General features: G+C 68.1%; 9 protein-coding genes. 3 read left to right on the forward strand and 6 right to left on the reverse strand.

Features of this window, described 5'->3' with window-relative positions:
* Positions 1–189: 189 nt before the first annotated feature.
* Genes thrB through argS form a run of 5 tightly spaced genes read right to left on the reverse strand, consistent with a single transcriptional unit; the run spans position 190 to position 6,434 of the window.
* Positions 190–1,035: a homoserine kinase gene (thrB, locus tag LFM09_RS03350; RefSeq protein WP_414094741.1), complete on the reverse strand. Its 846-nt coding sequence runs from the start codon at positions 1,033–1,035 to the stop codon at positions 190–192.
* Positions 1,032–2,087, reverse strand: coding sequence for a threonine synthase (gene thrC / locus LFM09_RS03355; protein WP_414094742.1), 1,056 nt, complete (start codon positions 2,085–2,087; stop codon positions 1,032–1,034). Before thrC ends, thrB begins: the two co-directional genes overlap by 4 nt.
* A complete protein-coding gene (locus tag LFM09_RS03360) occupies positions 2,084–3,385 on the reverse strand; it encodes a homoserine dehydrogenase (RefSeq protein ID WP_414094743.1) in 1,302 nt (433 codons plus the stop codon). Before LFM09_RS03360 ends, thrC begins: the two co-directional genes overlap by 4 nt.
* Positions 3,382–4,800 carry a diaminopimelate decarboxylase gene (lysA, locus tag LFM09_RS03365; RefSeq protein ID WP_414094744.1) on the reverse strand — a complete coding sequence of 473 codons (1,419 nt, stop codon included), beginning with the start codon at positions 4,798–4,800 and terminating at the stop codon, positions 3,382–3,384. The genes LFM09_RS03360 and lysA overlap by 4 nt, the downstream gene beginning before the upstream one ends.
* A complete protein-coding gene (argS, locus tag LFM09_RS03370) occupies positions 4,800–6,434 on the reverse strand; it encodes an arginine--tRNA ligase (protein ID WP_414094745.1) in 1,635 nt (544 codons plus the stop codon). The genes lysA and argS overlap by 1 nt, the downstream gene beginning before the upstream one ends.
* 169 nt (positions 6,435–6,603) lie before the next feature.
* On the opposite strand from argS, the gene LFM09_RS03375 reads away from it, so the two are divergent.
* The 3 genes from LFM09_RS03375 to LFM09_RS03385 all read left to right on the forward strand — a co-directional run bounded on the left by LFM09_RS03375 (position 6,604) and on the right by LFM09_RS03385 (position 10,130).
* Complete coding sequence (locus LFM09_RS03375; protein WP_414095150.1) at positions 6,604–7,428, forward strand: DUF3105 domain-containing protein; 825 nt, start codon at positions 6,604–6,606, stop codon at positions 7,426–7,428.
* Positions 7,428–8,117 carry a DUF305 domain-containing protein gene (locus tag LFM09_RS03380; protein ID WP_414094746.1) on the forward strand — a complete coding sequence of 230 codons (690 nt, stop codon included), beginning with the start codon at positions 7,428–7,430 and terminating at the stop codon, positions 8,115–8,117. Before LFM09_RS03375 ends, LFM09_RS03380 begins: the two co-directional genes overlap by 1 nt.
* 138 nt (positions 8,118–8,255) lie before the next feature.
* Complete coding sequence (locus LFM09_RS03385; protein ID WP_414094747.1) at positions 8,256–10,130, forward strand: acyl-CoA dehydrogenase family protein; 1,875 nt, start codon at positions 8,256–8,258, stop codon at positions 10,128–10,130.
* 219 nt (positions 10,131–10,349) lie between these two features.
* On the opposite strand, the gene LFM09_RS03390 is transcribed toward LFM09_RS03385, so the two are convergent.
* Positions 10,350–11,519: an ROK family transcriptional regulator gene (locus LFM09_RS03390; RefSeq protein ID WP_414094748.1), complete on the reverse strand. Its 1,170-nt coding sequence runs from the start codon at positions 11,517–11,519 to the stop codon at positions 10,350–10,352.
* Positions 11,520–11,591: the final 72 nt, after the last annotated feature.

Below are 11,591 nucleotides of genomic sequence, written 5' to 3' on the forward strand. Positions count from 1 at the left end.
TCAGGTCACACGGCGATCGGGTGCCTCTTTTGCGTCCGCCCCGCCCGCACGGCACAGAGCCGGAACACAAAAGGATTGCGACCCGGAACGAGTGTCCGGGCGCGACACCGGCGCCCGTGCGCGCGGTGACTGATCGCCCCCGAGGGTAGACGCCGGTCCTCCTGCATGCAACAACCGGGGTCGGGCGTGTCAGTCCAATGGACGAACGCGCACGCCGGCGGTGTCGACGTCGAGTCTCCGCACGTCGAAGCCGTGTACATCAACCTCGGCCGGCAGGTCGCCGAAGGCGATCACGGTGGGTCCCGCTCCGGACACGCACGCGGGAACACCGAGCTTGCGAAGATCGTTGATCACCCGAACGGTGTCGGGCCACGCGGGCTCGCGGTAGTTCTGGTGGAGGCGATCCTCAGTCGCAGCAAGGAGAACGGACGGATCCGACGTCAGCGCGTGCACCGCCAGGGCGGCCCTTCCCGCGGCGTGCGCGGCGTCCGCGTGCGGCACCTCGGCCGGAAGCAGGCCGCGCGTCGTCTTGGTGGACGACTCCTGGGATGGAATCAACACGACCGGGCGCACCCGCGCGTCGGGCTCCATCCGGACCGCGCGGTAACGCTCTCCTTCAGACCACGCAACGACAACGCCGCCGAACAAAGAGGCCGCCGCGTTGTCCGCGTGACCTTCGAACTCGGCAGCGATTTGCAACGCGTCCGTGTCCAACTCGCGACCCATCAGGGTGAATCCGGCTGCGACACCCGCCACGATCGCTGCCGCCGACGAGCCCAACCCGCGTGCGTGCGGAATGGTGTTGCGGCAGCGCAACGCGAGCCCACCGGTGTACCCGGTGGCACGAACGGCCCGCACGACGAGATGGCTCTCGTCGAGCGGGACCTCGCCTGCCCCGGCGCCGTCGACGGCGATCGAGAGGCCGTCGGCCGTGGCCACCTCGACGTCGTCGTACATCCCGAGCGCCATGCCCAGCGCGTCGAACCCCGAACCGAGGTTCGCGGTCGACGCGGGGACGGAAACCAGGAACTTCACGCCAGCTCCAACGCGTGTGCCACGGCACCGGGGTCGACCGGAACCGGCTCGACCTCGGTGACGCCCAGCAACGCGGTGTCGGGGTCCTTCAGACCGTGTCCAGTGACGGTGCACACAACCGTCGAGCCCTTGGGGAGCCGGCCGTCCTCGGCGGTCATCAGCAGACCGGCGATGGACGCGGCCGACGCGGGCTCCACGAAGATGCCCTCGGACGACGCCAGCAACCGGTACGCGGCCAGGATCTGGTCGTCGGTCACGGCGTCGATCAGGCCACCGGACTCGTCCCGGGCGTTGATCGCACCGGTCCACGACGCCGGCGAACCGATCCGGATCGCGGTCGCGATGGTCTCGGGGTTCGCCACCGGCTCACCGCTGACCAGCGGCGCCGCACCGGCGGCCTGGAAGCCGAACATCCGCGGCAGGCCGCGGTCGTACGACGTGTAGCCCTTCCAGTACGCGGTGATGTTGCCCGCGTTGCCGACCGGCAGGCAGTGCACGTCCGGCGCCTGCCCGAGCACGTCGGCGACCTCCCACGCGGCGGTCTGCTGACCGATCAGCCGCACCGGGTTGACCGAGTTCACCAGCGTCACCGGGTACTCGGCCGCGGTCTTCGACGCCAGCTCGAGACAGTCGTCGAAGTTGCCGTCGATCTGCAGGATCTTCGCGCCGTGCATGACGGCCTGCGCGAGCTTGCCCATCGCGATCTTGCCGCTGGGCACCAGCACGGCCGCCGTCAGACCCGCCTTGGCCGCATAAGCAGCGGCCGACGCGGACGTGTTGCCGGTGGAGGCGCAGATGACCGCCTTCAAACCCGAAGCCAGCGCGTACGTCATCGCCACGGTCATGCCGCGGTCCTTGAACGAACCGGTCGGGTTCGCGCCCTCGACCTTCACCCACACGTCCGAACCGGTGGCCTCGGAAAGCCTTCGAGCGTGCACCAAAGGCGTGCCGCCCTCGTGCAGCGTCACGACCTCCGCGCCCTCGGGGATCTCTATGCGGTCCCGGTAAGCGTTGATGAGACCGGGCCAGCCAGCTCTCGCAGCGCCGCTCATTCCTCGCCCTCCACCCTCATCACGCTCACGACCTCCCGCACCACCGGGAGACCGCCGATCTTGTCCACAGTGGACCGCAGCGCGGCGTCCGTAGCCGCGTGCGTGACGATCACCAGGCTGGCGTCCTCGGTGCGGCCTTCCTGGCGCACCGCGGCGATGCTCACGTCGTGCTCGGCGAACACCGCGGCGACCTGCGAGAGGACACCGGGCTTGTCCGCCACGTCGAGGCTGATGTGGTAGCGGGTGGGCGTGTTCCCCATGGGCTGCGCGGGAAGCGCGGCGTAGGCCGACTCGCGCGGACCACGTCCGCTCGCGACCTTGTTGCGCGCCACGGCGACCAGGTCGCCGACGACCGCGCTCGCCGTCGGGGCGCCACCGGCACCCTGCCCGTAGAACATCATCTCCCCCGCCGCGTCTGCTTCGACGAACACCGCGTTGAACGCGCCGTTGACCGAAGCCAGCGGATGCGTCTTGGGGATCATGGCCGGGTGCACTCGAACGGCGACTGATTCCTGGCCGGACGGTGCGGTGACGCGCTCGCAGATCGCGAGCAGCTTCACCGTGCGGCCGAGGCCCTTGGCCGCCGCGATGTCCGCCGCGGACACCGAGCGGATGCCCTCGCGGTACACGTCCGCAGCCGTCACTCGCGTGTGGAACGCAAGGGACGCAAGGATTGCCGCCTTCGACGCGGCGTCGAACCCGTCGACGTCCGCGGTCGGGTCGGCCTCGGCGTAACCGAGCCGCGAGGCTTCCTCGAGCGTCTCGGCGTAGCCGGCACCCGTGGCGTCCATCGCGGACAGGATGAAGTTCGTCGTGCCGTTCACGATGCCCATGACGCGCGTGATCCGGTCTCCCGCAAGGGATTCCCGCAACGGGCGCAGCAACGGGATCGCACCGGCGACGGCGGCCTCGAAGTAGAGGTCCGCACCGGACGCGTCGGCTGCCTCGAACAGGTCCGAGCCGTGCTCGGCGAGCAGCGCCTTGTTCGCGGTGACGACGGACTTGCCCGCCTTCAGCGCGTCCAGCAGCAGTCCACGCGTGGGATCGATACCGCCGATGACCTCGACGATCACGTCCACGTCGTCCGACGCCACCAAAGCGGCGGCGTCCGTGGTGAGCAGGTGCTCAGGTACTTCACGGTGTTTGTTCGGCCTGCGCACGGCGATGCCCGCGAGCTCAACCGGCGCTCCGATGCGCTGGGTGAGGTCCTCGGCCTGGTCCGTCAGCAGCCGGACTACCTCCGTGCCCACCGTGCCGCAACCCAGCAAGGCGACCCGAATCGGTTTCACGGCTCTCATACCTCCAGACGGAACAGATCGTCCTCGGTCTCTCGACGCAGCAGCAGCCGCGCCTCTCCACCGGTCACCGCGGCGAGCGCGGGCCGTGGAAGTCGGTTGTACCCGCTCGCCATCGAGTAGCAGTAGGCCCCGGTCGCAGCGATCGCCACCAAGTCTCCCGGCGCGAGGTCATCGGGCAGCCAGCAGTCGCGAACCACGATGTCACCGGACTCGCAGTGCTTGCCCACCACGCGGCACAGCACGGCGCGCGACTCGGGCTCCGCGGCACGCGAGACCAGCTTGCAGTCGTAGACCGCGTCGTAGAGCGCGGTGCGGATGTTGTCGCTCATCCCGCCGTCGACGCTGACGTACCGGCGCCGCGCGCCACCGTCCAGCTCGACGTCCTTGATGGTGCCGACCTCGTACACGGTGACCGTGCCGGGTCCGACGATCGCGCGGCCGGGCTCGACCGCGATGCGAGGCATCTCCAGGCCGTTGTGCTCGCACTCCTTCTGCACGATGTTGTGCAGCTGCCGCGCCAGCTCGGCGGGCGGGGGCGGGTCGTCGTCCGGCGTGTACGCGATGCCGAGACCGCCGCCGAGGTCGACGACGTTCAACGAGTCGATCTCGCCGTGCTCCTTGCGGATCTCCGCGAGCAGTCCGATGACGCGACGCGCGGCGACCTCGAAGCCGGACGCGTCGAAGATCTGCGAGCCGATGTGGCTGTGCAGGCCGACCAGCTTGAGACCCGACGCCTTGAGCACGCGGCGCACCGCCTCGGCCGCATCGCCCGAAGACAACGAGAAGCCGAACTTCTGGTCCTCGTGCGCGGTCGCGATGAACTCGTGCGTGTGCGCCTCGACGCCGACCGTCACGCGGATCAGAACCGGCTGCACCACACCACGTTCACGCGCGATCTGGTCGAGGCGCGCGATCTCGTGGAACGAGTCGAGCACGATCCCGCCGACACCGGCCTCGACGGCCGCGATCAGCTCGGGAACGCTCTTGTTGTTGCCGTGCAACGCAATGCGCTCGGCGGGGAACTCCGCCTTCAGCGCGATGGCGAGCTCGCCGCCGCTGCAGACGTCGATCGAGAGGCCCTCTTCGGCCACCCACTTCGCGACCTGCACGCTGAGGAACGCCTTCGAGGCGTAGTGCACGAGCGTCGGGTCGCCGAACGCCTCGGCGTGCTCACGGCAACGCGCGCGGAAGTCCTGCTCGTCCATGACGAACAACGGGGTGCCGTACTGCTCCGCGAGTCCGCGCACGTCCACACCCGCGAGCTCGACGACGCCGGCGTCGTTGCGGGAGGCGTTGCGCGGCCACACCGTCGGGTGCAGGTAGTCGAGCTGGTCGGCGGTGGAGGGGCGGTCGCCGGCGGTGTTGCCGGGGACCATCACGTCGGCGTGCCGGGGTCCGGCCGGGTGCGCGCGCATCACATGCGCTCCGGGGCGGTCACGCCGAGCAGGCCGAGGCCCGCGGCGAACACGCGCCTGGTCGCGCTGACGAGCTGAAGCCTGACCTGGTGCAACGGAGTTGTCTCCTCGTCGCCGCGCGGCAGCACGCGGCATTCATCGTGGGTCTGAAAGCGGTGGTACGCACCCGCGAGGTCTTCGAGGTAGCGCGCCACTCGGTGCGGTTCGCGCAACTCGGCGGCGGATGCCACCACGCGCGGGAACTCGCCGATGGTGCGGATGAGCTTGCCTTCGAGTTCATGGGTGAGCAGCGAGTAGTCCTCACCGGGGGTGACGCCGAGGTCGGCGCCGTTGCGCAGGATCGACGACGTGCGCGCGTGGGCGTACTGCACGTAGTAGACCGGGTTCTCGTTGTTCTGCTTGCGCAGCAGATCGAGGTCGATGTCGACGCTGGAGTCGACGCTCGACCGGATCATGGCGTACCTCGCGGCATCCACGCCGACCGCGTCGACCAGGTCCTCCATCGTGATGACGGTGCCCGCGCGCTTGCTCATCCGCACCGGCTGGCCGTTGCTGACGAGGTTCACCATCTGGCCGATCAGGACCTCGACGCTGTCCGGGTCGTCGCCGAGCGCGGCCGCCGCGGCCTTGAGGCGCGCGATGTAGCCGTGGTGGTCCGCACCGAGCATGTAGATGCACAGGTCGAAGCCACGGCCACGCTTGTCCACGAGGTACGCGATGTCGCCGGCGATGTAGGCCGGGTTGCCGTCGCTCTTGATGACGACGCGATCTTTGTCGTCACCGAAGTCCGTGGACCGCAGCCACCAGGCGCCGTCCTTCTCGTACAGCGAGCCGTTGGCCTTGAGCTTCGTGATCGCCTCCTCCACGCGCCCGCTCTGGTGCAGCGAGTCCTCGTGGAAGAAGACGTCGAAATCCGTGCCGAAGTCGTGCAGGCTGCGCTTGATCTCGTCGAACATCAGCCCGACACCGACCTTGCGCACGGTCTCGGGGTCGCTGAGCGCCCCCGGTTCACGCCGCAGGACCTCGGCTGCGATGTCGCTCACATACGTGCCCGCGTACCCGTCCTCGGGGGCCGGCTCGCCCTTCGCGGCGGCGATCAGGGACCGGACGAACCGGTCGATCTGCGCGCCGGCGTCGTTGAAGTAGTACTCACGGGTGACCTCGCCGCCACGGGCCTGAAGAATCCTGCCGAGCGCGTCACCGACAGCCGCCCAACGCGCGCCGCCCAGGTGGATGGGCCCGGTCGGGTTCGCCGAGACGAACTCCAGGTTGATCTTCTTTCCCTGCAGCTCACCGCCGGTTCCGTAACCGTCCTTCAGCGCGTCCTCGACGATCGCACCCTGCGCCTCGGTGGCAATCGTCAGGTTGATGAAGCCCGGACCAGCGACGTCGGCCTTCGCGATGGCCTTCTGACTCTGCAGTGCCTCGACCAGCCACCCCGCGAGGTCGCGCGGCGCGACTCCGACCTTCTTGGCGAGCTGGAGCGCGATGTTCGTGGCGTAGTCGCCGTGCTCGGGGTTCCTGGGTCGCTCGACCGTCACCTGCTCGGGCAGAGCAGCGGTGTCCAAACCTCGGTCGGCCAGCAACTGGGCCACCGCGGTCCGGACCAGATCGGCGAGCGCTTCAGGGGTCACGACGCATGAGTCTAGAGAAGCGTTGTCGCAGGTCTCGACCGGGTTACCGGGTCTCGGAGGGTGAGACGGCAAGTGTTAACGACCACGTGGTATCGCCACGTGCTGACAGTGATCAGACACGAAGTCCCTACACTGGCGCCGGTTGACCAGGACGACATCTGAGGCGGACATGACCAGCGGCAAGAAGACGAAGGCCACACGCAACAGCGTGGCCGCAGCCCGTTCCTCGGTGGTGGCGAGCAAGCCCAAGCCGTGGGGCACCATCATCGCGGTGATCGCCGTGCTGGGCCTCGCGGGCGGCGTGTTCGGCTATGCGTATTCGCAGATCCACGCGAACAACGTGAAAGAGGCCGCCCTGGCCAAGTGGAAGCCCTCCGACACGAACAAGGACCCGTCGACGCAGCTCGCGGGCATCGTGATCAAGGAGTACAAGGGCTCCCGCCACGTCGAGCCCACCAAGCGCGTCGCGTACGACCAGACCCCGTCCTTCGGCGGCCCGCACGACGCCCAGTGGGCCGACTGCACCGGTGTCGTCTACGACAAGGCCGTCCGCACCGAGAACATGGTCCACGGCCTGGAGCACGGCGCGGTCTGGATCGCGTACAACCCTGACCAGGTCAAGGACGACGCGCTCACCAAGCTCAAGGCCAAGGCCGAGGGCATCCCGTACATGATGCTGTCGCCGTACCCCGGCCTCGACAAGCCGATCTCCCTGCAGTCCTGGGGCCACCAGCTGAAGCTCGAGAACGCTGACGACGAGCGCATCGACCAGTTCATCTCCTCGCTGCTGCGCAACCCGAACACGTACCCCGAGGTCGGCGCGTCCTGCGAGAACACGCAGTTCCTGTCGAACCCGGCCCCGTTCGTGGCCGAGCCGCCGGGCCCCGACGCGGAGCCGATGGACGGCGGCAAGGACGACTCGCAGACCGAGCTCCCGCAGCAGAACCCGAGCACGCCCCCGTCGGGCTCCGCCTCGACGCCCCCGTCCAGCTGATGACTTCTGTTGAAGACGAGGCGTCCGAGCGCCCTTCCGGGGTCGCTCGGACCCTCGTGATCAGCGCCGCCGTGCTCGCTGTTCTTCTTCTCGGCGCGGCGGTGGGCCTGCTCGTGAAGCTGCCCGGCTCGACCTCCACGTCCTCGGCACCGGCCTCCGGTTCCGTGGACGTCGGCTTCTGCCAGGACATGTCCATGCACCACCTGCAGGGCATCCAGATGGCCAACATCGCCCGGGACCGCTCAACCGACCCGGAGATCCGCCAACTGGCGTTCGACATCGCCTCCACCCAGCTCGAACAGGTCGGGCGCATGAAGGGCTGGCTGATGATGTGGAACGAACACGAGCAGAACGTGTCCGGCGTCTACATGGCGTGGATGAACGCGGCCGGAATCCACGGCCACGGCGCCACCACGCCGGAGGCCGGGAAGCCGGTGATGCCCGGCATGGCCGTGACCGACGAGCTGACCAAGCTGCGGAACCTGTCCGGACGCGAGCTCGACGTCTACTTCCTGCAGCTGATGCTCCGCCACCACATGGGCGGCGCACCGATGGCCGAGTACGCGTCCACGGCCGCCGGTCAGTCGGTCGTCCGGACGCTGGCCGACAACATGCTGAAGTCGCAGTCCTCGGAGACCGAGCTGATGAAGGACTACCTGGCAAAGCGCGGAGCCGCCCCGCTGCCGTAGCCCGGCGTTCTTGCCATGAGGGTGACCTTCATGGACCTGAGGTCCATGAAGGTCACCCTCATGGCTTTCACCCTCCGGGCCGGTGGACATCCGCCTACCGCCGAGTAACGTGGGTCACACCCCTACTCGGAGGTAACCATGACCGTCGACGAGCGCGCGGCCCGGCAGGTCGCCGAACAAGCACGGGAAACCCGCTGGCAGCGACCGAGCTTCGGCAAAGAGCTCTTCCTCGGTCACTTCCGCGTGGACCTCATCCACCCCCACCCGTCCGGCACAGCGGAAGACCGCGAACGAGGCGAAGCCTTTCTGGAGAAGCTCCGCAAGTTCACCGAGTCCCACATCGACAACACCGTCATCGAACGAGACGCCCAGATCCCGGACGACGTGCTCAAGGGCCTCAAGGATCTCGGCGCGTTCGGCATGAAGATCAAGCCCGAGTACGGCGGCGTAGGCCTGACCCAGGTCTACTACAACAGGGCCTTGATGCTCGTAGGCAGCGCCAGCCCAGCCATCGGCGCAATGCTGTCGGCCCACCAGTCCATCGGCGTCCCCCAGCCCATCGCCATGTTCGGCAGCCCGGAACAGAAACAAGAGTTCCTCCCAAGGTGCGCCAAGGGCGAGATCACCGCCTTCCTGCTGACCGAGCCAGACGTCGGCAGTGACCCGGCCAGGCTGGGCACCATCGCAACCCCGGACGGCGACGACTACATCCTCAACGGCGTAAAACTCTGGACCACCAACGGAGTAGTAGCCGACCTCCTGGTGGTCATGGCCCAGGTCCCAGACCGAGGCATCACCGCCTTCGTGGTGGAAGCCGACGCCCCAGGCATCACAGTCGAGAACCGCAACGCCTTCATGGGCCTGCGGGGCCTGGAAAACGGCGTAACCAGGTTCCACAACGTCCGCGTGCCGAAGAAGAACCTCATCGGCAAGGAAGGCGCCGGCCTGAAGATCGCCTTGGCCACCCTGAACACGGGACGGCTGAGCCTCCCGGCCTTGTGCGCAGGCAGCGCCAAGTGGTGCCTGAAGATCGCCAGGGAGTGGAGCACCGAACGCACCCAGTGGGGCCTCCCAGTAGGCAAACACGAGGCAATCGCAGGCAAGATCGCCTACATCGCAGCCACGGCCTACGCCCTGGAAGCCGTACTGGACCTGAGCTCCGAACTGGCAGACGCCGGCAAGCACGACATCCGCATCGAAGCAGCCCTGGCCAAGCTCTACGCATCAGAAAAAGCCTGGCTGGTAGCCGACGAGCTGGTCCAGATCCGCGGCGGCCGAGGCTACGAAACCGCAGAAAGCCAAGCAGCCCGCGGAGAACGAGGCATCGCAGCCGAGCAGGTCCTCCGCGACCTCCGAATCAACCGAATCTTCGAGGGCTCAACGGAGATCATGCACCTGCTGATCGCCCGCGAGGCCGTGGACGCCCACCTCTCCGTCGCAGGCGACATCATCGACCCGGACGCCGACCGCCAGGCCAAGATGAAGGCCGCGGCAAAAGCAGGCGGCTTCTACGCCAAGTGGTTCCCCACCCTGATCGTCGGCAAGGGCCAAACCCCGGCCGGCTACACGGAGTTCGGGCCGCTCGCCAAGCACCTGCGGTTCGTCGAACGGTCGGCACGCAAGCTTGCGCGGCAGACGTTCTACGCGATGTCCCGCTGGCAGGGAAAGATGGAGCGCAAGCAGCGCTTCCTCAGCCGGATCGTGGACATCGGCGCCGAACTGTTCGCGATCAGCGCCGCGTGCGTCCGCGCCCAGCAGGACAAGAACTCCAACGCCCAACTCCTGGCCGACGCGTTCGCCAAGCAGGCTCGCGTCAGGGTCGACGAGCTGTTCGAGAAGCTGTGGAAGAACACCGACGACAGCGACGTCGACATCGCTCGCCAGGTCATGGACAACCAGTTCACGTGGCTGGAGGACGGCGTGATCGACGCGTCCATCCCGGGCAGGTGGATCGCGGACTCGACGCACCGCGAGTCGACGGCGGAGAACGTTCACCGGCCGACACCGCGCTGAGACCCGTTACTGCACTGGGCAGGCTGATGGTGCGGGCGCGGCACCTGCCCAGTGCACGGCCGGTAGGGGGCTACGTCCCCCGCATCCCCCTACCGACTCCCCTTGCAACGGAAGGACACAACCCCTCCAGGTGGAGGTTCCGGTAACGCTAAGCCACAAAACGCCGTTAACAGTTACGACAATTGAGTGAATTACCAGGTGAGGGGCACTCAACTACTCTCAGAGAGTAACTTCGAAGACCAATTCACGGGCCGCTTCGAGGCCCATCGCGATGGCTCCGGAGAGCACCGCGCCGTCACCGAGTGAGCCGGCCGCGATCCGCGGCGACAGCGGGGTCATCGTGCGCAGAGCAGCTTCCATCGGCGCGAGCAGCAAGTCAACGTTCGATCCGACGCCACCACCGAGCACGACCAGCTCCGGATCGATCACCGCGGCCACCGACGCCACGAGGAACGCCAGCCGTTCCGCCTCCACCCGCACGACCTCAAGCGCCTGAGCCTCACCGGAACGCGCAGCCGAGAACACCTCACGGGCGGATCTAGCGGGCAAGCCGCGCTCATGAGCCAGCGCCACCACGGACTCCGCCGCCGCGGCGTCCTCGAACTGTCCACGTTGGACGTCCGAAGCGGACTTCCCGAACGGCAGGAAGCCGACCTCGCCCGCCGCTCCGTGCGCGCCGCGGAACAGCACGCCGTCGACCACGATCCCCATCCCGATGCCCGTGCCGACCGTCGCGCACACGAACACGCGCGCATCCCGTGCCACGCCGTAGACGTGCTCGCCGAGAGCAGCGAGGTTCGCGTCGTTCTCGACGACCACGACCGGCCCGAGCGACGACTCCAGCCCGTCGAGCACGCCGGCCGACTCCCAGCCGGGGAGGTTGGGCGCGTGCCGCACGACCCGCGAGCGCTGGTCGATCACGCCGGGACTGCCGATCACCTTCACCACGACGTCCGCCAGCGCGATCCCCGCGTCGGCCACGGTGCGTGAGGCCAGGTCGGTCACCGTGCGCACCAATGAAGACGCCGACCGGCTGCGGTTGCGCTCGTCCACGCGGGCCACCACGGAGCCGCCCAGATCGGCCACCGCGGCCCTGATCCGTTCGCGGCCGATGTCGATGCCCAGCACGTACCCCGCGGCCGGATTCGGCTCGTACACCACGGCAGACCGGCCGGGACCCGCAGTCGTGCGACCGATCGGGCGCACCAGGTCGTGGCGTTCGAGATCCAGCAGAGCCTGACCGACCGTCGGCTTGGACAGCCCGGTGTCCTTAGCGATCTGCGGCCGGGTGGCGGCACCCAGTCGGCGCAGTCTGTCGAGCACGGCGCGTTGGTTGAGCACGCGCATGCCCGCTGGTGTGCCCACCTCTGGCGGCTTGCGGTCGGTCACCGATCGAGTCTAGATCTTGAGCACTGGTCCCTGCGCGCAACTGTTGAGAGGACAGGTTCGAAGACAATTTCT

The organism is Lentzea alba, from assembly GCF_047445655.1.
GTDB lineage: Bacteria > Actinomycetota > Actinomycetes > Mycobacteriales > Pseudonocardiaceae > Lentzea > Lentzea alba_A.